Annotated in this window: 22 protein-coding genes; 19 read left to right on the forward strand and 3 right to left on the reverse strand. The window is 68.1% G+C overall.

Annotation, left to right across the window (positions count from 1 at the left end):
* The first annotated feature begins 235 nt into the window (after positions 1-235).
* The gene (locus tag AncyloWKF20_RS05940; protein WP_279316975.1) at positions 236-2,812 is read left to right on the forward strand and encodes an ATP-binding protein; all 2,577 of its coding nucleotides are present in this window, start codon (positions 236-238) and stop codon (positions 2,810-2,812) included.
* A 9-nt stretch (positions 2,813-2,821) separates the two neighbouring features.
* Here the strand turns inward: AncyloWKF20_RS05940 and AncyloWKF20_RS05945 are convergent, their stop codons facing one another.
* Genes AncyloWKF20_RS05945 through AncyloWKF20_RS05955 form a run of 3 tightly spaced genes read right to left on the reverse strand, consistent with a single transcriptional unit; the run spans position 2,822 to position 5,513 of the window.
* Positions 2,822-3,481: a response regulator transcription factor gene (locus AncyloWKF20_RS05945; protein ID WP_279316976.1), complete on the reverse strand. Its 660-nt coding sequence runs from the start codon at positions 3,479-3,481 to the stop codon at positions 2,822-2,824.
* A complete protein-coding gene (locus AncyloWKF20_RS05950; protein WP_279316977.1) occupies positions 3,478-4,926 on the reverse strand; it encodes an ATP-binding protein in 1,449 nt (482 codons plus the stop codon). Before AncyloWKF20_RS05950 ends, AncyloWKF20_RS05945 begins: the two co-directional genes overlap by 4 nt.
* On the reverse strand, positions 4,923-5,513 hold the full coding sequence (locus tag AncyloWKF20_RS05955; protein WP_279316978.1) for a hypothetical protein: 591 nt from the start codon (positions 5,511-5,513) through the stop codon (positions 4,923-4,925). The genes AncyloWKF20_RS05950 and AncyloWKF20_RS05955 overlap by 4 nt, the downstream gene beginning before the upstream one ends.
* Positions 5,514-5,969: 456 nt before the next feature.
* Between AncyloWKF20_RS05955 and AncyloWKF20_RS05960 the strand changes: the two genes are divergently transcribed.
* The 18 genes from AncyloWKF20_RS05960 to AncyloWKF20_RS06045 all read left to right on the forward strand — a co-directional run bounded on the left by AncyloWKF20_RS05960 (position 5,970) and on the right by AncyloWKF20_RS06045 (position 24,027).
* A complete protein-coding gene (locus AncyloWKF20_RS05960) occupies positions 5,970-7,874 on the forward strand; it encodes a methanol/ethanol family PQQ-dependent dehydrogenase (protein ID WP_279316979.1) in 1,905 nt (634 codons plus the stop codon).
* Between the two features lie 123 nt (positions 7,875-7,997).
* On the forward strand, positions 7,998-8,903 hold the full coding sequence (gene moxJ / locus AncyloWKF20_RS05965; protein WP_279316980.1) for a methanol oxidation system protein MoxJ: 906 nt from the start codon (positions 7,998-8,000) through the stop codon (positions 8,901-8,903).
* A 74-nt stretch (positions 8,904-8,977) separates the two neighbouring features.
* Positions 8,978-9,556, forward strand: coding sequence for a cytochrome c(L), periplasmic (gene moxG / locus AncyloWKF20_RS05970; protein WP_279316981.1), 579 nt, complete (start codon positions 8,978-8,980; stop codon positions 9,554-9,556).
* A 58-nt stretch (positions 9,557-9,614) separates the two neighbouring features.
* Positions 9,615-9,932 (forward strand): methanol dehydrogenase [cytochrome c] subunit, encoded by a 318-nt coding sequence (locus AncyloWKF20_RS05975; protein WP_267582329.1) that lies wholly within the window; start codon positions 9,615-9,617, stop codon positions 9,930-9,932.
* Between the two features lie 224 nt (positions 9,933-10,156).
* Complete coding sequence (locus AncyloWKF20_RS05980; RefSeq protein WP_279316982.1) at positions 10,157-11,188, forward strand: MoxR family ATPase; 1,032 nt, start codon at positions 10,157-10,159, stop codon at positions 11,186-11,188.
* Positions 11,185-12,045, forward strand: a complete 861-nt coding sequence (locus AncyloWKF20_RS05985) for a DUF58 domain-containing protein (RefSeq protein WP_279316983.1) — start codon at positions 11,185-11,187, stop codon at positions 12,043-12,045. Before AncyloWKF20_RS05980 ends, AncyloWKF20_RS05985 begins: the two co-directional genes overlap by 4 nt.
* Positions 12,046-13,041 carry a nonribosomal peptide synthetase MxaA gene (locus AncyloWKF20_RS05990; protein WP_279316984.1) on the forward strand — a complete coding sequence of 332 codons (996 nt, stop codon included), beginning with the start codon at positions 12,046-12,048 and terminating at the stop codon, positions 13,039-13,041.
* Positions 13,038-14,132: a VWA domain-containing protein gene (locus AncyloWKF20_RS05995; RefSeq protein WP_279316985.1), complete on the forward strand. Its 1,095-nt coding sequence runs from the start codon at positions 13,038-13,040 to the stop codon at positions 14,130-14,132. The genes AncyloWKF20_RS05990 and AncyloWKF20_RS05995 overlap by 4 nt, the downstream gene beginning before the upstream one ends.
* On the forward strand, positions 14,129-14,689 hold the full coding sequence (locus AncyloWKF20_RS06000; RefSeq protein WP_279316986.1) for a hypothetical protein: 561 nt from the start codon (positions 14,129-14,131) through the stop codon (positions 14,687-14,689). Before AncyloWKF20_RS05995 ends, AncyloWKF20_RS06000 begins: the two co-directional genes overlap by 4 nt.
* Positions 14,686-15,648 (forward strand): VWA domain-containing protein, encoded by a 963-nt coding sequence (locus tag AncyloWKF20_RS06005; RefSeq protein WP_279316987.1) that lies wholly within the window; start codon positions 14,686-14,688, stop codon positions 15,646-15,648. The genes AncyloWKF20_RS06000 and AncyloWKF20_RS06005 overlap by 4 nt, the downstream gene beginning before the upstream one ends.
* A gap of 104 nt (positions 15,649-15,752) precedes the next feature.
* On the forward strand, positions 15,753-16,223 hold the full coding sequence (locus AncyloWKF20_RS06010; RefSeq protein WP_279317894.1) for an SRPBCC family protein: 471 nt from the start codon (positions 15,753-15,755) through the stop codon (positions 16,221-16,223).
* Positions 16,220-17,206: a YncE family protein gene (locus AncyloWKF20_RS06015; protein WP_279316988.1), complete on the forward strand. Its 987-nt coding sequence runs from the start codon at positions 16,220-16,222 to the stop codon at positions 17,204-17,206. Before AncyloWKF20_RS06010 ends, AncyloWKF20_RS06015 begins: the two co-directional genes overlap by 4 nt.
* Before the next feature lie 300 nt (positions 17,207-17,506).
* Positions 17,507-18,595 (forward strand): septal ring lytic transglycosylase RlpA family protein, encoded by a 1,089-nt coding sequence (locus tag AncyloWKF20_RS06020; protein WP_279316989.1) that lies wholly within the window; start codon positions 17,507-17,509, stop codon positions 18,593-18,595.
* Positions 18,596-18,672: 77 nt separating this feature from the next.
* Positions 18,673-19,908, forward strand: a complete 1,236-nt coding sequence (locus AncyloWKF20_RS06025; protein WP_279316990.1) for a D-alanyl-D-alanine carboxypeptidase — start codon at positions 18,673-18,675, stop codon at positions 19,906-19,908.
* A gap of 1 nt (position 19,909) precedes the next feature.
* The gene (tmk, locus tag AncyloWKF20_RS06030) at positions 19,910-20,632 is read left to right on the forward strand and encodes a dTMP kinase (protein ID WP_279316991.1); all 723 of its coding nucleotides are present in this window, start codon (positions 19,910-19,912) and stop codon (positions 20,630-20,632) included.
* Complete coding sequence (locus AncyloWKF20_RS06035) at positions 20,629-21,663, forward strand: DNA polymerase III subunit delta' (RefSeq protein ID WP_279316992.1); 1,035 nt, start codon at positions 20,629-20,631, stop codon at positions 21,661-21,663. Before tmk ends, AncyloWKF20_RS06035 begins: the two co-directional genes overlap by 4 nt.
* Positions 21,664-21,700: 37 nt before the next feature.
* Complete coding sequence (metG, locus tag AncyloWKF20_RS06040; RefSeq protein WP_279316993.1) at positions 21,701-23,257, forward strand: methionine--tRNA ligase; 1,557 nt, start codon at positions 21,701-21,703, stop codon at positions 23,255-23,257.
* Positions 23,254-24,027 (forward strand): TatD family hydrolase, encoded by a 774-nt coding sequence (locus AncyloWKF20_RS06045; protein WP_279316994.1) that lies wholly within the window; start codon positions 23,254-23,256, stop codon positions 24,025-24,027. Before metG ends, AncyloWKF20_RS06045 begins: the two co-directional genes overlap by 4 nt.
* Positions 24,028-24,036: the final 9 nt, after the last annotated feature.

Consider the following 24,036-nt stretch of genomic DNA (forward strand, 5'->3'; position numbering starts at 1 on the left):
TTGGGAATGGTCCAAGGCCGATTTCCTAGGGGCAGGCTGGATCGGGTTCACATCAACCGCCTCCGGCAACCCACGGACGACACGGAAATATAATTCGCGTGCCAAGGAACCGGCCGCTACGCTTGGTCGTTCTGCGAAGGTACTTCGCTGCCGTTCGCTCGGCGGCGCTGGCAACTCCGATCCCGCGCGGCCGCGTCGGATCAAAAAGAACGTGCGGTCGGGCGATGGGGATTTCATGAACAGTGCGAGCGTGCCGAGTGTCGCCGAAGTCGTCGCGGCCCTCGAAGCCTCGGATGCCCCGCTCGGTCCGGCGCGGCACTGGCCACCCCTGCTGGCCCGCATGTTCGACATGATGATGGGCTCGCCCATCCAGATCGTCGTGTTCTGGGGCCCGGACTATCTCGCGCTCTATAATGACCCCTACGCCCCGACCATCGGCACCAAGCACCCGCGCGCTTTCGGGCGTCCGGCGTCGGAGAGCTGGTCGGAACTGTGGGACGATCTCAAGCCGCTGCTCGACAAGGTCTGGCACACTGGCGAGCCGGTCTATGCACGCGACCGGCCCTTCGTCATCGAGCGCCATGGCTATCTGGAGGATGTGAATTTCGACATCGCCTATTCGCCCATTCGCGAAGGCGATGGCCGCATTGTCGGCCTGATCTGCATCGTCAACGAGACCACCGACCGCGTGCGCGCCGAGCAGCAGCTGCGCGAGAACGAGGCGCGGCTGGGCTTCCTCGATTCGGTCGGCCGTGAAATGGCGACGATCTCGGACGCCAACGCCATCATGGCCATCGCCGCCCGCCGCCTCGGCGAGCGTCTCGGCGCTGTGAGCTGTTCCTATGCCGATGTCGATCCCGATGCCGACGGTGTCACCGTGCGCGGCGAATGGACCGCGCCGGGGGCGCAGAGCGTAGTCGGGCGCTACCGGCTGTCGAGCATCGGGCCGCGCATCGCGAGAGAGCTGCTAGCGGGCCGGCCGGCCATCGTCCGCGACGCCGCCACCGAGGACAATCGCGAGACCGCCCGCGTGCTGAAGGAGTTCGGTATCGTCGCCAGCGCCTCCATGCCGCTGGTGAAGGACGGCGCGCTCACCGCCATGATGTCGGTGAATCACAGCGCGCCCCACGACTGGACGCCGGGCGAGATCATCCTGTTCTCCGAAGTGTCCGAGCGGAGCTGGGCGCATATCGAGCGCGTGCGGGCCGAGGAGCGGGCGCGCGAGGAAGCCGAGCGGGCACGCCTTGCCATAACCGCCGCGGCCATCGGCACCTGGGACTACCAGCCGGATGCCGACCTCCTGCGCTGGGACGCGCGTTGCAAGGAGCTGTTCGGCCTGCCGGCGGACGCCGACGTCTCCTATGCCGGCGCCTTCCTCGCCGGCCTGCACCCGGAGGACCGCGAGCGGGCGGCGGCAGCGGTCGAACGCGCGCTGACCGAGGGCGCCGACTACAATATCGAGTTCCGCACCATTGGCCTCACGGACGGCAAGGAACGCTGGCTCGCCGCCACCGGCAGCCGCCTGCAGATCGAGGACCACCCGCTGCGCTTCATGGGCACGGTCATCGACATCACCCATCGCAAACGCGTCGAGGCCGAACTCCAGGCGCTCAACACCACGCTGGAGCGGCGGGTGATGGAGGAGGTGGAGGAACGCTCCAAGGCCGAGGAGCGCCTGCGCCAGGCGCAGAAGATGGAAGCGGTCGGCCAGCTCACCGGCGGCATCGCGCATGATTTCAACAACATGCTGGCCGTCATCATCAGCGGCCTCGGCCTGATGCAGCGCAAGCTCGCCAAGGGCGACACCGATGTCGGCCGCTTCGTCGATGCCGCGCTCGACGGCGCCCAGCGCGCGGCGACACTGACCCAGCGCCTGCTCGCCTTCTCCCGCCAGCAGCCGCTCTCGCCCAAGCCCGTCGAGGTCAATCGCCTCGTCACCGGCATGAGCGACCTGCTCATCCGCACGCTCGGCGAGACCATCCGCGTCGAGACGGTCATCGGCGCCGGGCTGTGGCGCACCAAGGTCGATCCGGCGCAGCTGGAAAGCGCCATCCTCAACCTCGCGGTGAACGCGCGCGACGCCATGCCGGAGGGCGGCACGCTCACGGTCGAGACCACCAATGCCTATGTCGATGACATCTACGCCCGCGATTCCGGCCTGACGGTTGGCCAATATGTGCTGATCGCGGTCACCGACACCGGCATGGGCATGGACGAGACGACCATCGCCCGCGCCTTCGACCCGTTCTTCACCACCAAGCCGGTGGGCAAGGGCACCGGCCTCGGGCTCAGCCAGGTCTATGGCTTCGTGCGCCAGTCCGGCGGGCATGTGCGCATCTATTCCGAACTCGGCGTCGGCACGAGCATCAAGATCTACCTGCCGCGCATGCGCGGCTCCGAGCCGGAGGAGCGCGAGCGCGAGAGCGACGCGGCCGGGCGCGGCGTCCCCGGCGAGACGGTGCTGGTGGTGGAAGACGACGCGCGCGTGCGCAACCTCTCCTGCGAGGTGCTGCGCGATATCGGCTACACGGTGATCGAGGCCCCCGGCCCGCTGGAGGCGCTGGAGATCATCCGGAACGGCCCCTGTCCGACGCTGCTGTTCACCGATGTGGTGATGCCCGGCATGTCCGGCCGGCAGCTGGTGGACGAGGTGCGCCGGCTCTATCCGCGGGTGAAGGTGCTCTACACCACCGGCTATACCCGCAACGCCATCGTGCATAATGGCGTGCTCGACGCCGGCACGCATCTCCTGCCCAAGCCCTTCAACATCGAGGCGCTCGCCACCAAGGTGCGCGAGATCCTCGACGAGTAGCCTTCAGGCTCAGCTGGCCCGGCGCGGTGCCCCGGCATAGGGCGAGGCGGAGAGATACTGGATGGAGGAGCGCACCAGCTCCGGCAGGCTCGACGCCCCGAGCTTCACCTTGAGCTGCGAGCAGGTATTGGCCACCGTCTTGTAGCTGATGCCCAGCTCGTCGGCGATGTGACTGTAATCCTTGCCCTCGGCCAGCAAGGACAGCGTCTGCAATTCGCGCGGCGTGATGTCGGCAAGCGGCGCCTCGCGGCGCGTGCCGAGCAGGGCGATCTGCATGGCGAGGTCGTGGCTCATATAGGGCTGGCCGCGCCGCACCTTCTCGAACGCCTCCAGCAGCGCGCCGGAGGAGGTGTCCTTCAACACATAGCCGGTGGCGCCGGCCTCCAGCGCCCGGCTGACGATCACCGGGTCGCCATGCATGGAGAAGACGAGGATCGGCGTGCGCGGATTTTGCGAGCGCAGCCGCTGCACCAGCAAGAGGCCCGACAGGCCGTTGCCGTGCAAGGCGAGGTCGATGATGACGACATCGGGCTTCTCGCGGCGGAACAGACGGTAGCCGCTCAGCACCGAGCTCGCTTCCAGCACGCGCTCGACGCCCGCATCCTCCAGCAACCGCCGGCAGCCCTGCAGCACGATGGGGTGGTCGTCGATCACCAGAACGCTCGTCATCCCGCCAGAACCCTTGCTTCGTCCCCGGCGACCACGCGCACCGGAACGTTCATTTCCACCCGCGTGCCGCGCGGCGACAGGGGCGCGATGCGCCAGGTGCCGCCCAGCGCGCTCAGGCGCTCGCCAATGCCGATCAGCCCGAAGCCGGGCTCGGCGTCCGGCGCCATGCCGACCCCGTCATCCTCGACTCGCAGCAACAGCATGCGGCCATCCTCGGCCGCGTGCAGCGTGATCGCAATCCTGTCGGCCCCGCCATGGCGCAGCGCATTGGTCACCGCCTCCTGGATGCAGCGATAGACCGTCAGCTCCACACTGTCGGCGTAGCGCTCCGCCAGCCCCTCAATGGCGAGCTGGAAATGGTGGCCGGGCGAGTGGCGCTCGAAATCGGCGATCAGCCCGCCGATCACCGTGCCGAGCGGCACATGGCCGAGCGCCATCGGCCGGATCTTGCGCAGCAGGCGGCGGTTGAGGTGCTGCACCCGGTCGAGGATCTCCGCCATGGTGGCCGTGCGCTCGCCGAGCCGCGTCGCCAGATCCGGCTCGGCGCGGGTGGCAAGGCGGTGCACCGATTCGAGGTTCGCCCGCAGGCCGAACAGGCAGGGCCCAAGCTCGTCATGCAGATCGGCGGCGATCTGCCGGCGCTCGTCGTCCTGCACGTTGATGATGCGCTCATTGAGCCGCTCATTGTCGTCGCGGGCCTGATTGAGCGCCGCGCCCAGCGCGTTGAACCGCTCGGCGATCAGCGCCAGCTCGCGCACATCCGGCACCGGCACGCGATGGCCGAACCGCCCCTCGCCCAGCGCGTTCAGCCCGCCCGCCAGTGTGCGCAGTGGCGCCAGAAGGCGCCCGAGTACGAGATAGAGCGCGACCAGCACGACGATGTTCACCGCCAGCATCAGCACGGCGAGGTCGGAGGTGTCATGCCAGACCTCGGCGATCTCGTCGGCCGCCTCGCCAACGACGCGCACATGGCCGACCACCGCGCCATTCTCCACCACGGGCATGTCGCGCCCCTCGGGCGCCACGCGCACCAGCGCGGCGAACCAGACGGGAACCTCCCCCTCGGTCTCGTCCCCGTCCTCGTCCGTTGCGGGCGCGTGAGCGCCGGGATCGACATCCAGCACGCGGCCCTGCGCATCCTCGATATGAATGCGCACATGGCGCAGCCCACTCACATGCAGCGGCAGCTGCGCCAGCGAGGCGGCGCCGCCCTCGCGGTCGGCGAGGCGCTCCAGCGTCTCCTCGACGAAACGCTCGGCGATGGTGAGCGAGGAGGTGATCTCCACCTCCGTGGCGCGGCGGGCATTGACGATGGTCACCACCATCGCCGCGAGCGCCGCGCACAGATTGATCGCGACGACCGCCATCATCACCTGCCAGCGCAGCGAGCGCCGGTCCCAGGCGGCGGCGCCCGACCGGGACGTGTCCGGGGCGAACGCATTCATGGCCGCACCTCACCGGTGGGCGAGGGCGATGCCGGCAAGGGTGGCGCCGGGGAGGGGGGATCGGCCGGCGCCACCGGTTCCGCCCGCACGGGGGCGGCCTTCAGCGCCGCCAGCGCGTCGGACTGCGACAGGCCCTGCTTGCGCAGATTGTAATAGTGCTGGCATAGGTCGCTGAAGCCGCGCCGCGAGCCCTTCTCGGCGAAGGGCATGAAGGCGTCGACGATCTGGCTGGCGCTCTCGCGCACGCCGATCTCGCCCAGCATCGTCTCGAGCTGTGCCGCGCGGTTGGCGATCATCCGGTCGGTCTCGCCGAAACGCGCATCGGCCGCGTCGAGCCGTGTCTGCCAGGTGACCACCGAGGGCGCGCCGGGAGCGACATCGCGGCCCGCATCGCGGGATGCGAGCCAGACCGCCGGCTCGATCTTGTCCACCGGGTCGAGCCAGGCCCGCTTGGCCACCGCGTCACTGGCCGGCGTCGCCACGCGCTCGCGCGTCTCCGGCTCGCTCTCGCCCGAACAGCCGGCGAGCGGCAGGGCGAGCAGGGAGCCGAGCAGGGCCCGGACAAGGAGTGGCGCGTTTACGTTCATCTATACTTATAAACTTCTTATAAGTGCTGCCGCACCTGGATGTTTCGTCCGCGCCATTTCGGCTTCTTCACCGGTGCGCGATGCGCGATGACGCAGCGATTATCACCACCAAGGCTCTGGCATGACATCACTTTACAGGCGATGCGGCAAGCCTTCCGCACCGTCCTTCCGCACAGTTTCGAGCAAAGCTCGTGGCGCACATGGAAAAGTTCCCGCCGAGAATTTCCAAACTGCCTAAAGACACAGCTTCACTTCACGAAAACAATGATCCTGCAAATCACGCCAATATAAACAAAACATAAGAATTCCTGCCACCCACCACAACAACGCTCATGAAAAACGCCAACGCCACACACTGTGGTCATGGGCGTGGCGGTCAGGAAATCACGACATCCCCACCGCCGGCGACGCCGGGGATGGGGAGCGGCCTGGGAATAGGAAACGCGAGGAAGTCACATGAGCCGACTGCACTCTTCAGTGTCCGCGCTCACCGTCGCCGCCGCCTTGGCGGCCACGGTATGCCTGGGGGCAAACGCGCCGGCGCTCGCCAACGACAAGCTCGTCGAGCTGTCGAAGAGCACCGACAACTGGCCGATGACCGGCAAGAACTACGACGCCAACAATTACAGCGAAGCGAATCAGATCACCAAGCAGAACGTCAAGGACCTGAAAGCGGCCTGGTCGTTCTCCACCGGCGTCCTCAGCGGCCATGAAGGCACGCCTCTGGTCGTCGACGGGGTGATGTATATTCACTCGCCGTTCCCGAACACGACCTTCGCCGTCTCGCTCAACGAGCCCGGCAAGATCCTGTGGCAGCACAAGCCGAAGCAGAACCCGACGGCCCGCGCCGTGGCCTGCTGCGACGTCGTCAATCGCGGCCTCGCCTACTGGCCGGGCAATGACAAGGTCGGCCCGCTCATCATCAAGACCCAGCTCGACGGCAATGTCGTCGCGCTGAAGGCCGACACCGGCGAAGAGTACTGGAAGCTCGAGAACTCCGACATCAAGGTCGGCTCGACGCTCACCATCGCTCCCTATGTGGTGAAGGACACGGTGCTGATCGGTTCCTCGGGCGCCGAGCTCGGCGTGCGCGGCTATGTCACCGCCTATGACATCCCGACCGGCAAACAGAAGTACCGCGCCTACGCCACCGGCCCGGACGAGGAAGTCCGCCTCGCCGACGACTTCAACAGCGCCAACCCGCATTACGGCCAGAAGGGCCTCGGCCAGGCGACCTGGGAAGGCGAGGCGTGGAAGATCGGCGGCGGCACCAACTGGGGCTGGTACGCCTACGACCCCGGCACGAACCTGTTCTATTACGGCTCGGGCAACCCGGCGCCGTGGAACGAGACCATGCGTCCGGGCGACAACAAGTGGACCATGACCATCTGGGGCCGCGACGTCGACACCGGCCTCGCGAAGTTCGGCTACCAGAAGACCCCGCATGACGAGTGGGACTATGCCGGCGTCAACGTCATGATGCTCTCCGAGCAGCAGGACAAGACCGGCAAGATGCGCAAGCTGCTGACCCACCCGGACCGCAACGGCATCGTCTACACGCTCGACCGCACCAATGGCGACCTCGTCTCGGCCGACAAGATCGACGACACGGTCAACTGGGTGAAGCAGGTCGACCTGAAGACCGGCCTGCCGCAGCGCGACCCGGAATTCGGCACGCGCATGGACCACAAGGGCCGCGACATCTGCCCGTCGGCCATGGGCTACCACAACCAGGGCCATGACAGCTACGACCCGCAGCGCAAGTCGTTCTTCATGGGCATCAACCACATCTGCATGGACTGGGAGCCCTTCATGCTTCCCTACCGTGCGGGCCAGTTCTTCGTCGGCGCGACGCTGAACATGTATCCGGGGCCGAAGGGCGACCGGCAGACCTATGAGGGCCTAGGCCAGGTGAAGGCCTATGACGCCATCAACAACAAGTACAAGTGGGAAGTGATGGAGCGCTTCGCGGCCTGGGGCGGCACGCTCGCCACCGCTGGCGGCGTGATGTTCTACGGAACGCTGGACGGCTTCATCAAGGCCCGCGACAGCGACACCGGCGAGCTGCTCTGGAAGTTCAAGCTGCCCTCCGGCGTCATCGGCCACCCGATGACCTACACCCATAACGGCACGCAGTACGTCGCCATCTATTACGGCGTCGGCGGCTGGCCGGGTGTCGGCCTGGTGTTCGACCTCAACGACCCGACCGCCGGCCTCGGCTCGGTGGGCGCCTTCAAGCAGCTCCAGCACTACACCCAGATGGGTGGCGGCGTGATGGTGTTCTCGCTCGACGGCAAGGGCCCCTATGACGACCCGAAGGTCGGCGAGTACTCGACCGAGATCATCCGCAACGGCGGCTGATCCCACGGCCTGACACGGCCCGGCCGCCCGCGCGCCTCCTGACGCGGGCGGCCCCTTCTCCCGACACATCGTCAGCCCGTCCGGCCGCCCCGCGCCGCCGGCTCCGGCCCCGGAGGACACGCTATGATTGCGCCCCGACGCACGATACTAAGCCGGCTCAGCACTCTCGCCGCCGGCGCTGCCCTCATCGGCCTCGCCACCGCCGCGGGTGCCGCCACCGTCGCCCCGCAGACCGACGCCAAGGCGGGCACGCCGCCGGCGACACCGGCCGCAAAGGAACTGCGCATCTGCGCCTCCAATGTCGAGGCACCGTTCTCCGAGAAGGACAATTCCGGCTTCGAGGACCGCATCGCCCTGGCGCTGGCACAGGCCATGGGCCGCAAGCCGGTCTTCGTGCGCACCGAGCAGGCGGGCATCTATCTGGTGCGCGACCAGCTCGACAAAAACAATTGCGACGTCGTCATGGGCGTCGATGTCGGCGATGAGCGCGTGCTCGCCACCAAGCCCTATTACCGCACCGGCTATGTGCTGGTGACCAAGGCGGACCGCAACATCACCGCCACCGCCTGGGACGACCAGCAGATCAAGGACCAGAGCCGGTTCGCCGTGCGCTTCTACTCGCCGGCCGAGACCATGCTGAAGCGCATCGGCCGCTTCGAGGACAATGCCGCCTACATGTACTCGCTGGTCAACTTCAAGTCGCGCCGCAACCAGTGGACGCAGGTGCCCGGCGACCGCATCGTCACCGAGGTGGCGAGCGGGGAGGCCGATGTCGGCATCGCCTTCGCCCCCGAGGTCGCGCGCTACGTCAAGCAGTCGCCCACCGCGCTGCGCATGACGGTGATCTCCAACGATCTCGACCGCCCGAACGACACGCCCATCCCCATGCATTACGACCAGGCGATCGGCGTGCGCAAGGCGGACACGGCGCTGCGCGACGAGCTCAACGCCGCGCTGGATACCGCGCGCCCGCAGATCGAGGCGATCCTCATTGAGGAAGGCATTCCGCTCCTCAAGCCCAATAGCTGAGCCACTTCCGGCCGTCCCGGCGCGCCCCGCCCGGCGCCCGGGACGCCCCCGACACTCACCCGTGAAAGGGTCCGATGCGAACGACATCTCTCCTGAAGACGGCAGCGGCGCTTGTTACCGTCGGCACCCTGGCCTGGGGTGCCCATGCCGCCATCATGCTGACCAACACGGTCACCGGCGCTCCCCTCGAGCTTTCCGAAGCCCCCGAGGAGGGCCGCGACACCGAGGCGGTCAAGACGTTCCTCGCAACCGGCACCAACATCTACAATGAGAAGGCGGTCTGCCTGCCCAAGGCGCATGAGCTTTTCCTGTCCATGTGCTCGGGCTGTCACGGCCATTACGCCGAGGGCAAGATCGGACCGGGGCTGAACGACAGCTACTGGACCTACCCGAAGAACGAGACCGACCAGGGCCTGTTCGAGACCATCTTCGGCGGCGCGCAGGGCCAGATGGGCCCGATGTATGGCGCGCTGAACATGAACGAGATGCTGCTCGTCATGTCCTGGGTCCGGCATGTCTACAAGGGCGACCCGCAGAGCGCGACCTGGCTGACCGCCGAGCAGCGCAGCACCTTCAAGCCCTTCAACGAGAACGCCGCGCATGTCGAACCAGCCGACGAGCTGCTTCCCCAGTGCGGCGGACCGGCGGGATAACGCCGGCATTCAACGGTGGAAACGAGCCGCCAACGGTGGAAACCCTAGGAGACGGAACATGAGCCTCATCGACCGCAGCGTGAAATTCTCCATCCTCGCCGCCGCTGCCGGCGCCTTCGGCCTCGCCATGGTGGTGGGCGCCAGCGCCTATGACGGCACCAACTGCAAGGCGCCGGGCAATTGCTGGGAGCCCAAGCCCGGCTATCCCGCGCAGGTGCAGGGGTCGAAATACGATCCCAAGCACGACCCCAAGGAGCTGAACAAGCAGCAGCAGTCCATCCAGGCGATGGAGCAGCGCAATGCCCAGCGCGTGAAGTATTTCGAGCAGACCGGCAAGTTCGTCTACGACGTGAGCAAGATCCCCACGGCGAACTGAGCCTTTCTGCCCTTCGCTTTCTCGAACCCACCCGTGGGCAGACAGATTTCTCCGTCTGCCCCGCGATCCTCCGGGCATACCGTCCGGCTTGTGGGTCACTGGCGCGGCCAACGTCGCTCGGGTTCGCCCGGCGCGTGGGCCGCGCCTCTTTTCCGGGACGGCCCGGCGGCGCCAGCGCGCGCCAAAGCGGGCCACGGGCTCCGGACCTCTGGAAAGGCCGTGCGATGCGTATCGTTCGCGACACCGACTCCGTGCTGGCGGACTGGCGCGGCCATGCCCTGCGCTTCGAGCGCGAGGTCGGCAAGGTGGTGCTGGGGCAGGCGCGCGTCATCCGCCTCATCACCATCGCCACCTTCGCCCGCGGCCATGTGCTGCTGGAAGGCGATGTCGGCGTCGGCAAGACCACGCTGCTGCGCGCCGTCGCCCGCGCCATTGGCGGCGCATTCGAGCGCATCGAGGGCACGATCGACCTGATGCCGGCCGATCTCATCTACCACGCCCATCTCGGCGAGGATGGCCGCCCGCGCATCGACCCAGGGCCCCTGCTGCGCCAGGGCGAGGATCTCTCCGTCTTCTTCTTCAACGAGATCAACCGCGCCCGCCCGCAGGTGCATTCGCTCATGCTCCGGCTGATGGCCGAGCGCTCGGTCTCCGCCTTCAACCGCGAGTACCGCTTTCCCCATGTGCAGGTCTTCGCCGACCGCAACAAGGTGGAGCGCGAGGAGACCTTCGAGCTACCCGCCGCCGCCCGCGACCGCTTCCTCATGGAAGTGCAGGTCGGCATGCCCGCCGAGGCCGAAGCCAGGCGCCAACTCATCTTCGATCCGCGCTTCCACAACGTCGACACGCTGCTGACCGAGGTGGAGACCGGCGTGCTCGACCCCGAGGCGCTGGAAACGGTGGCCCGCGCCATCCAGTCCGGCATCCGCTCCAGCCCGGCGCTGGAGGCCTATGTGCTCGCGCTGTGGGACGCGGTGCGCCGGCCGGAAACGCTCGGGCTGGAGATCGACGGCGTCGATATTCGCCGCCTCGTGCAGGGTGGGGCGAGCCCGCGCGGCATGAGCTACCTGTTGCGCGCCGCCCGCGTGCGCGCCTGGCTGGAAGGCCGCGACATGGTGGTGCCGGAGGATCTGCGCGCCGTGTTTCCCGAAGTCATGGCGCACCGCATCTTCATCGACCCGGTCTATGAGCTGCGCCGCGAGCGGGTGGTCGGCGATCTCATCGCCGGCGTGTTCGCGCGGGTGCCCGCACCGTGACGGGCGGCGACGACAGCCTCACGCCCCAGCCCATCGCCTATCGCCTGCGCTGGCGGCCCGAAGGCGTGCTGCCGGGCGCGCATCCCGGTCGCGGGGAGGGGGCGGAGGGCGAGTTCCGCCGCCATGTCGACCTGCTGCGCCAGCCGGACCCGCGCCGCATCGATTTGCGCGTCTCGCTGCGCGACCCGCATGGCCATCTGCATGTGCGCCAGTTCTCACCGCGCCGCGCCGTTCCGGTGGCGGCGCTGGTGGACCTGTCCGGTTCCATGCGCTTCGGCGCGGCGGTGGCGGGGCGCGTCGCCGAATTCGCCAGCCTGATCGCGCTCTCCGTCGTGCGCAGCGGCGACAGTTTCGGCCTGTTCGGCGCCGACAGCCACCTGCGCGAGGACGTGATGCTGCCCTTCGCCCGAAGGCGCGGGCTGGAGAGCGAGGTCGCCGCCCTGCTCACGGGTGCCCATCCGCAGGGCGCCGGCTGCGACGGTCTGCTGGATGCCGCCGCGCTGCTGCCCGGCCGGCGGGCGCTGGTGTTTCTCATCTCCGACTTTCTCATGCCCGCGCCCGCGCTCGACACGCTGCTCGACGCGCTGTGGCGGCACGACGTGGTGCCGGTGGTGGTGAGCGAGGCGACGCTGGAGGACGAGCTGCCGCGCTGGGGCTTCATCGAGACGGCGGATCTCGAGACCGGGGCGGCGCGCCTCGTCTTCATGCGCCCGCGCCTGCGCCAGCGCTGGATCGCCGCCGAGCAGGCGCGCCGCGCCGCGCTGGAGGCGACCTTCGCCCGGCGGGGCCTGCGCCCCTTCGCGCTGCGCGACCGGCTCGATGTCGAGGCGCTGACCCGCCGGCTGATGGAGGGCTAGATGCGGACCTCGCGCGCGCTCCTCCCGCTGCTGCTGCTGATGGCGCTCGCCGGCCCGGCGATGGCGCAGCTGCGCTCGGTCGAGCTCTACGCGCCGCGCCCCTTCGGCTATCTCATCGGCGACACGATTCGCCATACGGTGGAGATCGCGCTCGACGCCCCCTTCACGCTGGAGCCGGCCTCGCTGCCCCAGCCGCGCCCGGTCGATTACTGGCTCGACCTACGCGCGGTCGATCTGCGCGACGAGGGGGTGAGCGACGGCGTGCAGCGCTACCGGCTGGAGCTCACCTATCAGAGCTTCTACGCCGCGCTGGAGCCGAAGCGGCTGGAGATCCCCGGCTTCACCCTCTATGCCCGCGACGGCGAAGGCCGCGTGCCGGTCGCCGTCCCCCCCTGGTCCTTCCTGATGTCACCGCTGCGCGAGATCGTCTCGACCGAGCAGGGAGCGGTGATGACACTGCGCCCGGACATCGCCCCGCGCCCGATCCCGACGAACGGGACCACCCGGGGTCTCCTCGCGGGCGGGCTCGCCGCGCTCGCCGGCCTGCTGCTCATCGCCTGGCAGATGGGGTGGGGGCCCCTCGGCCAGCGACGCGGCCGGCCCTTCGCGCGTGCTGCTCGTCAGGTCCGCGCTGCGATGGACCCGCGGCGAGACAGATCGCACTCACTGGCCACGCGCAGGGCGGTTTCATCGGACACACTGGCCTCATCGTCCACCTCACTGCACTCATCATCCGGCTATGAAGCGGCGCTTCAGGCGCTGCATCGGGCTTTCGATGCAACGGCCGGGCAGGGGGTATTCGCGGAGGATCTGCCGGGGTTCTTCGCCGGTCACAGCGCCTTTCGGGCGGCGGAGGCCGAAATCCGCCGGCTGTTCGAGGCCTCGCGCCGTGCCTTCTTTGGCGGCGATGTGCTTGACGCGCAACGGTTTTTTCCGCCGTCGGAGCTCGCCGCCCTCGCCGGCCGGCTGCGCGCCATCGAGCGGGGTTCGGCATGAGCGCGTGGTATCATATTGCCGATCCGATCACCCGGAGCTGGGGCGTCGATTACCCCTGGGTGCTGGCCCTCGCGCTGCTGGCGCTGCTGCCCTTCCTCGCTAACGTATTCAACCGGCAGGGAATTCCGACAACTGGCCTGATCCCGCCGGATCCCATCTCGCGCGCCCTCGGCATCGCGCTGAAGCTCGCCGGGGCGCTGGCCATCCTCGCGCTGGTGGTAGGGCTCGCCGGCCTGCATCGGCGCGAGCAGACGGTAATCAGGGAGGGCACGGGCGCCCATCTCGTGCTGCTGCTCGACCGCTCCTCCAGCATGGACAACAATTTCGCCGACCGCGCACCGAGCGGCGACGAACAGTCAAAATCGAGTGCTGCCAAGCACTTGCTGGGCGAGTTCGTCAAGGGTCGGCCGCATGACCGCATCGGCGTCGCCGCCTTCTCGACCTCCCCCATGCCGGTTCTGCCACTCACCGACCATCACCAGGTCGTCCAGGCCGCCATCGACGCCATCGACCGTCCGGGCCTTGCCTTCACTAATGTCGGGCGCGGGCTGGCGCTCGCCTTGTCCGCCTTCGCCGACGACACCGCCGAAGCCTCCCGCGCCATCTTGCTGGTCTCCGACGGCGCCGCTTTGATCGACCGCCGGGTGCAAGACGCCCTGCGCGACGCGGTTGCGCGCACGCCGGTACATTTATACTGGCTGTTCCTGCGCTCACGCGGCGCCAAGAGCATTTTCGAGGTGCCGCCGCCCGGCGAGGACACGCCGCAGGCCAACCCGGAACGGCATCTTCACCTGTTTCTTCAAAGCCTTGGCGTTCCCTATCGAGCATTCGAGGCGACAAGCCCGCAGGCGGTGGGGCAGGCCATCGCCGAGATCAACCGGCAGGAGACGCGCCCGCTCACCTATGTCGAGCGCATCCCCCGGCGCGATCTCGCGCGCGCCGCCTTCAGCGTGGCGGCGGCCAGCATCTTCCTGATTTTGCTGGCGAAATGCGCCGAACGCCCGCTCCGCCGCCATCATCGCCCCGCTACGGCGCCCGCAAACCGGACAGCGGTAATAAATAACCTCCGTGACGACAGGAGAGCCGCATGAGGGCAGGGCGCCTCACCCTCGCCGCCGGCACGCTGCTCCTCGCCCTCGGGCTGGCGACGATGACCTATTACGCCGCACGGCTGCACCTGGAGCGGCGCGACAACGGCTTCATCGCCGCCCTCATGGCCGGGCAGGACATCGCCACCAGCGCGCAGGATCCCGCCCCGCTGATCTTCGCCCGGCTCGCCTTTCTCACCCGGCGCGACCGGCTTGAGGAGGCGCAACCGCTCGCCAACCAGTTGATCCATAACGAGGATCGCCGCCTCGCCGCCGCCGCGCTGTACACCATCGGCAATGCAAGGCTGCGCCTCGCCATCGAGCATCTCGGCGTCAATCGCATCGACCCGGCGACGCCGCTGGTCCGCCTCGCCAAGCAGAATTACCGCGACGCACTGGTGATCCAGCCGGATTTCTGGGACGCCAAGTTCAATCTCGACATCGCCATGCGGCTGGTGCGCGATTTTCCCCAGCTTGACATGGACGGCGAGGAGATCCCGCCCGAGGCGGCCAAAAAGCTCTGGACCGACCTGCCGGGCATCCCGAAGGGGCTGCCATGAGACAGGTGCTAAAATACCTGTATGGCGACGCGCGCCGTCTCACCCTCGCAGCCGCGCTGCTGGCGAGCCTCGCCGCCCTCGTCGCGCCGACGGTGATCCGCCAGCGCGAAGCCCGCGACGTGTTGCTGGTCATCGACGTCACCGGCAGCATGAACGTCAGGGATGTCAATGGTTTGGCGCGACTTGCCGCCGCGCGGCAGGCGGGGCAGGGGCTGCTCGCCGCCTTGCCCTGCCAGTCGCGCCTCGGCCTCGGCATCTTCACCGAGCGGCGCAGCTTCCTGCTCTTCGAACCCGCCGAGGTCTGCGAGAACTTCGCCGCCATCGACGGCGCCATTGCCGCGCTCGACTGGCGCATGGCGTGGGAAGGCGACAGCTATGTCGCACGCGGCGTCCACTCCGCCCTCACCCTCGCCGCCTCGGTCAACGCCGACCTCGTCTTCCTCACCGACGGACAAGAAGCCCCGCCATTGGCGGGAGGTGCTATGCCACCGTTCGACGGCGCCGGCGACACGCGGGGCGTTCTCGTCGGGGTCGGCGGCCCCCAGCCGGTGCCGATCCCCAAATACAATGAGGACGGACGCGAGATCGGTTTCTTTGACGAAGCCGACGTGCCCCAGGAAAACCGCATGGGCCCGCCGCCGGAGGATGCCCCGAGCCGCGCCGGCTATAACCCGCGCAACGCTCCTTGGGGAGCCGAGGCGGCGGGTGGAACCGAGCATCTGAGCTCGATGAAAGCCGAGCATCTGCAAGCGCTTGCTGCGCAAACCTCGCTCGCCTTCCTTCCCCTTGAGAGCCCGGCTCAGATGGCCGGCGCGGTTCTGGCGAGCACCCGGCCTCGACCTGTCGCGGTGCCCGTCGCCACCGCGCCGATACCGGCCGCGCTCGCCCTCGCTTTGCTCGCCGCCCTCTTCGTCGCCGCCGCGCTCAAGAGCCGGCGCCCCGATCGCTTACCTGCCTGAAGAAGGACATGCTGATGAACCAACGCCCCGGCTTTCCCCGTCTCGGCCTCCCGCGTCTCGCCCTCCCGCTTCTTGCCGCTGCCGCCGTCCTGCTGGCCGGCCTGATGCCGCTCGCGGCGCATGGTCCGACACCGCAGAAGGCCGACGAGACCATCCTGATCGCGGCGCCACCCGCGACCGTGTGGAAGGTGCTGGTGGATCTCGCAGGGATCTCCGGCTGGCATCCCCTGGTGAAGAAGGCGACCGCCACGAGCGACGGGACCGGGCGCGTGCTCACGCTGGAAAAAGGTGAGATAACCGAGGGGCTTGACGAAGCGGACGCGGCCGCGATGCGCCTCGCTTACCGCCTCTCCACGGAGAATGTCGAGGCGCTGCCGGTAAGCTTCTACACCTCGACCATCGAGGTGAAGCCGGCCGCGGGCGGCAGCGAGGTGGCCTGGAGCGCGCGCTTCTACCGCGCCGACACGACCAATGAGCCGCCGGAGAACCTGAACGATGAGGCCGCCGTCGCCGCAATGAACGACTACATCACGCAGGGCCTCAAAGGGCTGAAGGCCAAGGTCGAGGGGAAATGACGCGCCGGGCGAGCCGCGCCCTCATCGCGCTTGCACTCGCGGCCACTCTGCTGGCGTCGCCATCTTCCGCCCGATCGGACGAGCCGCCGCGGGTCGCGGTGGTGTCGCAGCAGGCGGCGCGGCTGACGCTGGTTGATCCGGCGGCGGGCAGGGTGGTGGGCGAGGTCGCGCTGGACAAGGTGCCCGCCGGCATCGCCGTGACGCGCGATGGCCGGACCGCCTATGTCACGCACCCTGATCTCGGCCAGGTGTCGCGGGTGGATCTCAACGCCCGCACGGTCACGGCTCGCTACAAGATCGGGCGCGAACCCTTTGGGATTGCGCTGGATTCGCGCGAGACGAGTTTCCTCGTCACCGACTGGAGCGATGATGCGCTGATCCGGGTCGATGCCGCGACCGGTGCCGAGCTTGGCCGGGTTACGGTGGGCCGATCGCCCGCCGGCCTCGTGCTCGATCAGGATGGTGCGCACGCCTATGTGGCCGACCGGGAAAGCCACACGGTCAGCGTGGTGGATCTCACCGCGATGCGCCGCGTCGCGACCTGGCCGACGGGCACCGCGCCCTTCGCGCTTGCCCTGTCGCCGGACGGGCACCGGCTCTATGTCGCCAATGTCCGTAGTAACAACCTGTCGGTGCTGGAGATTCCGGGTGGTCGGGAGATCGCCCGCCCGCGTGTCGGGTTGATGCCCTATGGCGTCGCCGTCTCCAGCGATGGCGCCCGTGTGATCGTCACCAATCAGCAGAGCGGCAAGCTCGCCTGGCTGGAGGCCGGCACCGGCGCCGTGCAAAGCGAGGTGAGGATCGGCGAGTATCCCGAAGGGGTGCTGAACATCGGCGGCGGGCTTTTCGCTGTCGCCCTGTGGGCCGATGACGCCCTGTGCATCGTTCCGGACCTCCCCGGCAGCGGCTGCAGAAGCGTCATCAAAATACCTCCCGGCCCCCGCTTGCTGGCGATAGCTCCGCGCCAAACGGGTTCGCAATGAGGCGTGGATCAGCGCCGGAAACCCCTTGCAGGCCGGCTGTTTTCGGCACAACGTAGGTACGTAGAGACCGTGCGCCACGACGTTAACGTCTTGGCAAGGAACGGAAATTCCGCCGACATGGCTGGCAACCCTTCCTTTACCATAATGTAATGTGCGCCCCATTTTCGCCTCAGTCCCCCCGCCTCTTGGCAGACAGGAGTGGGATCGCAGGCTAGACTTCCAGCGATTTCGGGTGAGGTGCGCCAAGCTTCACGCGTCGATCACGACGCAGGGGCAGGGCGCTCACAAACGGTCGGGTGAATGGGGACGAATCCAACTCTTGCCAGCTCCGCCGGTTCGCCGGCGCGCCAGCGCATCGTCGGCATCGGTCGTCTCGTCGCCCTGTGCGGCGTGGGCTTGGTTGTCGCCAACTGCAGCGGCTCCGAAAAGCTGTCGAGCCGGATCGATCCCAAGTATGGCGTCTCCGCCAGCCCGCGCGTCATCGCCATGGGTCAGCCCGTGCCCAAGGGCGGCGGTGCCTACCGCGTCGGCAAGCCCTATGTGGTGGCTGGCAAGACCTATGTCCCGCAGGAGCCCAGCAGCTACAAGGCTGAAGGTCTGGCCTCCTGGTATGGCGACGACTTCCATGGCCGCCTCACGGCCAATGGCGAAATCTACGACATGCACTCGATCGCGGCGGCGCACCCCACGCTGCCCATGCCGTCCTATGTCCGCGTGACCAACAAGGACAATGGCCGGTCGATGGTCGTGCGCGTGAATGATCGCGGCCCCTATCATGGCAACCGCGTCATCGACCTCTCGCAGCGCGCCGCTGATCTGCTCGGCTTCAAGGGTCGTGGCACGGCGCGGGTCAAGGTCGAGTATGTCGGCCGCGCGCCGCTGGAAGGCTCCGACGATATCCAGCTCGCCGCCACGCTGCGCCAGAATGGCAACGCTCCGGCGCCGAACACGATGTTCGCCTCGGCCGCTCCGATCCCGACGCGCACGGCTTCGACGACGACTGTCGCCGCCAATGTGCCGCTGCCGCCGACGCGTCCGTTCGATCTTGGCGACGTTCCCGACCAGCAGGTTGCGGAAGCGCTCGAGGAAGAGCCCGTGGTCGCTCCGGTTCGCGTCGCCGCGAAGCCGCAGCCGCAGGTTCAGCCGCGGGTCGCTGTCGCCGCACCGCAGGCGATCCCGCCGCGCACGGCAGCGCCCGTGGCAGCCGTGCCGCAGCCTCAGCGCAAGGTTCAGGTCGCCGCGGCCCAGCCGGCGCCGGCCCGTCCTGCGCCCGTTGCCGCCCCTGTCGTGGCCGAGGCCGACGGCCCGCCGCCCGGCTGGATGGTCGGTGCTCAGCCGGCGCTTGGCTATGCCCCCACCCCGGTCAGCACCGGTCGCGGCCTCTACTGATCATCAGGTCAGCCGCGTGAGCGTTGCCGGCCGCGTGGCCGGCTGCTAACTCTGCCCGACACGGGAGAGAAATGAGCATGGCACGCGCGCAACGGATGTCCCGGCCCTCCGGCTCGGCTCGTGCCCCGTGCCTTCTGCTTTTCTGCGCGGCGTTGATCTTTGGCGCCATGCCCGCCATGGCGCAGCAGGCCCCAACCATTGCTTCGCCGCAGGCGATTCTGGTCGATTTCGACAGCGGCACCGTGCTGTTCGAAAAGGCCGCCGATACCCAGAACTATCCCGCCAGCCTAGCCAAGCTCATGACCATGGCCGTGGTGTTTCGCGAGGTCTCGGAAGGCCGACTGTCGCCGGACGCCGAATTCAAGGTCAGCGAATATGCCTGGCGCCGGGGTGGGGCGCCCTCGGGCGGCGCGACGATGTTCGCGGCGCTGAACAGCTCCATCAAGGTCAGCGACCTGATGCGGGGTGCGATCATACCGTCCGGCAATGACGCGGCGATCATTCTCGCCGAAGCGATCGCCGGCAATGAACTCGCCTTCTCCGTGAAGATGAACGATGAAGCCAAGCGCCTCGGCCTGACCGCATCCAGCTTCCACAACCCCAACGGCCTGGCGGATCCCGACCAGAAGACCACGCCGCGCGACCTCTCGCGCATCGCCGCCCACATCATTCGCAGCTACCCGGACCTCTACAAGATCTACAGCGAACCGGACTTCACCTGGAGCAAGATCCGCCAGAACAACCGCAACCCGCTGCTCGGCATGAGCCTTGGGGCGGATGGGTTCATGACGGGCTATCTGAAGGAATCCGGTTTCAATCTCGTGGGCTCCGCCGTGCAGGATGGCCAGCGGTTGATCGTGGTCATCATGGGTGCCAAGACCGACAAGGAACGCGCCGAGGATGCCCGCAAGCTGCTCGAATGGGGGTTCCGCTCCTTCGAGTCGCGGCTGCTGTTCGCCCAGGGCGAGACGGTTGGCGAGGCCGCCCTTTATGGCGGGCTCACGGGCAACGTCCCGCTGGTCGGCGAGGGGCCGATCAAGGTGCTGGTGCCGCGCAATGGCGACGAGCGCATTGCGGCGCGCATCCGTTACGAGGGGCCGATCCAGGCCCCGGTGGAAATGGGCGCGAAGATCGCACGGCTGGAAGTCACGCGCGGCGATCAGGTGTCGCTTGAGGTGCCGCTCTATGCCGCCGAGACGATCGAGGCCGGCCCCCTCTGGCGCCGGGCGCTCGATGGCGCGTATGAACTCATGGTCGGCCTGCTTCGGCAGGGCTATGACGAAGTGATGCGTAAGGTAAAGCTGACCAGTTGACATGCCGACGCGCGCACCAGAGGCAGCGGCCGGACGCCGGGCGAGACCATCCGCCGGGCACGGACGCTTCATCACCTTCGAGGGCGGGGAGGGGGCCGGCAAATCCACGCAGGTGCGCCGGCTCGCGGCCCGTCTCGGTGAGCTCGGCATCCCAGTGGTGGTGACGCGCGAACCCGGTGGCTCGCCGGGCGCCGAGGCCATCCGCCATGTCCTTCTGGCCGGTGCCGCCAAGCCGCTCGGCCCCCTCGCGGAAACCGCTCTGTTCGCCGCCGCGCGCGCCGATCACCTCGATTCCACGATCCGGCCGGCGCTCGCGCAAGGTACATGGGTATTATCCGACCGCTTTGCCGACTCAACCCGTGCCTATCAAGGCGCCAGCGGACGTGTCGCGCCGGAACTGATCGAGTCGCTAGAGCGCATCACGGTGGGCGAGACGCGCCCTGATCTGACGCTGATCCTCGATCTGCCCGCCGAAGAAGGCCTCGCCCGCGCCGCCGCCCGCTCCGGCGTCGGTGCCGACCGCTTCGAGAGTGAGAGCATCACCTTTCACCGCACCCTGCGCGACAGCTTTCTCGCCATCGCGGCGCGCGAACCCGCCCGCTGCGCCGTGATCGACGCCCGCGAGCCGCCTGACCACGTCGCGGATGCGATCTGGCGCGTCGTTGAGGAACGGTTGGCCCCGCCGAGCGGCAGCAAGCCACGCCAGCGCCGGGGCTCCCCATGAGCGAACCGATCCTTGAAGCCGACCGTTTCGGCACGGCGCCCACGCCGCGCGACACCCATAATCTCATCGGCCATGCCGAGGCGCAGGCGAGCATTCGCGAAGCCTGGGATGCCGGGCGCCTGCCGCACGCGCTGCTGCTTGGCGGTCCGGAGGGGGTCGGGAAGGCGACCTTCGCCTACCGCGTGGCGCGCTTCGTGCTCTCGGGCGGGGCCGCGCCGGCGCATTCGCTGGCGGTGGATGCCGCCAACCCCGCCGCGCGGCAGGTCAGCGCGCTCTCTCACCCCGATCTGCTGGTGCTTCGCCGCACGCCCAACGATTCCGGCAAGCTGCCGACGATGATTCCGGCCGAGACCGTGCGCCGGGTGCGCAGCTTCTTCGGCTCGACCGCCGCACTCGGTGGCTGGCGCGTGTGCATCGTCGATACGCTCGACGAGATGAATGCCCAAGGCGCTAACGCCCTGCTGAAAACGCTAGAAGAGCCGCCGTCGCGCTCCCTGTTCCTTCTGGTCAGCCACGCGCCCGGCCGCCTGCTGCCGACCATCCGCTCGCGCTGCCGGATGGTGCATCTGCGCGCGCTGGAGACGGCCGAAGTGGTGGCGGCACTGGAGGCGCTGAGCGAGTCGATGCCGGGGCTCGATCGCGCGCGCTTCGAAGAGGCGGCGGAGGCATCTGGTGGCAGCGTGCGGGAGGCGCTGGCGCTGCTCTCGGGTGATGGGCTGGAGGTGCGCAAGGCGACGTCACAGCTTCTGGATTCGCTGCCCTCCATCGACCCAAAGGCTTTGCACGCGCTCGGCGAGCGGCTCCAGGGCGACCGGGGAGGGGCGTTCGAGAATTTTGTTGGCACGGTCGAGGCTTGGGTGTCCGATCATGCCACCGGACGGCGCCAGCGCCCCAGCCTGCGCCTTGCACGGCTGCCGGAGGTGTGGGAGAAGGTTCGCCGCGCTGCGATCGACGCGGATACCTATAATCTCGATCGTAAAACACTCGTCTTCCGGATCTTCGCGACGCTCGACGAGGCCGTGCGGCCCTGAGCGAGCCGCAGCCGGTTTTTCCGCAGGAAGTGACCGCGTGAAACCCGCCTTCTACATCACTACGGCCATCGACTATCCCAATGGCTCGCCGCATATCGGCCATGCCTATGAGAAGATCGCGTCCGACGCGCTGGCCCGTTTCAAGAAGCTGGACGGCTACGAGGTCTATTTCCTCACCGGCACCGACGAGCACGGCCTCAAAATGGCCCAGACGGCCGAGAAGCAGGGCCTGACGCCTTTCGACTGGGCGACGAAGAACGCGACGCGCTTCCAGCAGATGGATACGCTGCTCGGGGTCGATTACGACCGCTTCATCCGCACCACGGACGACGACCATATCGCCGCGTCGCAGGCGATCTGGCAGCGCATGGTCGAGGCGGGCGACATCTATCTCGACGCCTATTCCGGCTGGTACTCGGTGCGGGACGAAGCCTATTACGCTGAGGACGAGACCACGGTGAATACCGATGGTGTCCGCCTCGGCCCGCAGGGCACCCCGGTCGAGTGGACCGAGGAGAAGAGCTATTTCTTCCGCCTCTCCGCCTATCAGGAGCGGCTGCTGGCCTATTACGAGGCGCACCCGGACTTCATCCGCCCGGAGAGCCGCCGCAACGAGGTGCTGAGCTTCGTCAAGGGCGGCCTGCAGGATCTCTCTATCAGCCGCACCACCTTCTCCTGGGGCATTCCGGTGCCCGGCGACGAGGCGCATGTGATGTATGTGTGGGTCGACGCCCTCACCAACTACATCACCGGCGTCGGCTATCCCGACACGCAGTCGGCGAGCTTCAAGCGCTTCTGGCCAGCGGATCTGCACATCATTGGCAAGGACATCATCCGCTTCCACGCGGTGTACTGGCCGGCCTTCCTGCTCTCCGCTGGGCTGGAGCCGCCCAAGACCGTCTTCGCGCACGGCTTCATCCATAATCGCGGGGAGAAGATGTCGAAGTCGGTCGGCAACGTCATCGACCCCTTCGACCTCGCCAACGCCTATGGCGTGGACGCGTTGCGCTATTTCCTGCTGCGCGAGATCCCCTTTGGCCAGGACGGCTCCTACAGCCATGAGGCCATCGTCGCGCGCACCAATGCGGACCTTGCCAACGACCTCGGCAATCTCGCGCAGCGCTCGCTGTCGATGATCGCCAAGAATCTCGGCGGGCAGTTGCCGGCGGCTGGCGCTCTGTCGGACGAAGACGCTACGATCCTCGCCAGCGCCGACGCCATGGGCGCCAAGGTGCGCGAAGCGATGGAAGGCCAGCAGATCCACCAGGCGCTCGCGGCGATCTGGGCCGTCGTGGCCGATGCCAACCGCTACTTCGCGGCGGCCGCTCCGTGGGAGCTGCGCAAGACCGATCCCGAACGCTTCGGAACGGTGCTCTGGACCACGGCCGAGGTCGTGCGCCAGGTCGCCCTGCTCGCCCAGCCCTTCATTCCGGTGAGCGCCGGCAAGCTGCTGGATCTGCTGGCGGTGCCGGTGGATGCCCGCGGCTTTGCCGGCCTCGGCGCGGCGGGGCGTCTTGCGGGCGGCACGGTGCTTCCCGCACCGGTGCCGGTGTTCCCGCGCTATGTCGAGCCCGAGGCGCCGGCCGGGGCATGATCGTCGACAGCCATTGCCATCTCGACTTCCCGGATTTCGCGGCGGAGCTCGATCAGGTCGTCGCGCGCGCCCGTGCGGCCGGTGTCGGCCGTCTCGTCACCATCGGCACGCGCGTGCGTCGTTCAGGAGAGGTGAGGGCGATCGCCGAGCGCTTCGAGGACGTCTTCTGTTCGGTCGGCACGCATCCGCACAATGCGGCCGAGGAGCAGGACGTCACACTCGACGAGCTGCTGCGCGCGGCCGATCACCCCAAGGTCGTCGCCATCGGCGAAGCTGGCCTCGACTATCACTATGATACCGCGCCACGCGAGGCGCAGGCGCATGGTTTCCGGCTGCACATTGAGGCCGCGCGCCGCACAGGCCTGCCGCTGGTCATTCACGCCCGCGAGGCGGACGACGACGTCGCCGCTATCCTCGAGGAGGAAACCGCCAAGGGCGCCTTCGGCTTCGTCCTGCACTGCTTCACCGCGGGACCGGAGCTGGCCCGCCGTGCGGTCGCGCTGGGCGGCTATGTGTCCTTCTCCGGCATCCTGACCTTCAAGACCGGCGCGCCGCTGCGCGACATCGCCCGCACCCTGCCGGCGGACCGGATCCTGGTGGAGACCGACGCGCCCTATCTCGCGCCCAATCCCTGGCGTGGAAAGCGCAACGAGCCTTCCTATGTCGTCGAGACCGCCCGTATACTGGCAGAGGCCCGGGGCGTGACGCCGGCCGCCATCGCCGAGCAGACAACCGCCAATTTCTTCCGCCTGTTCGCACGGGCCTCCTGAACCACGGGA

The organism is Ancylobacter sp. WKF20 (genome assembly GCF_029760895.1).
Lineage (GTDB): Bacteria > Pseudomonadota > Alphaproteobacteria > Rhizobiales > Xanthobacteraceae > Ancylobacter.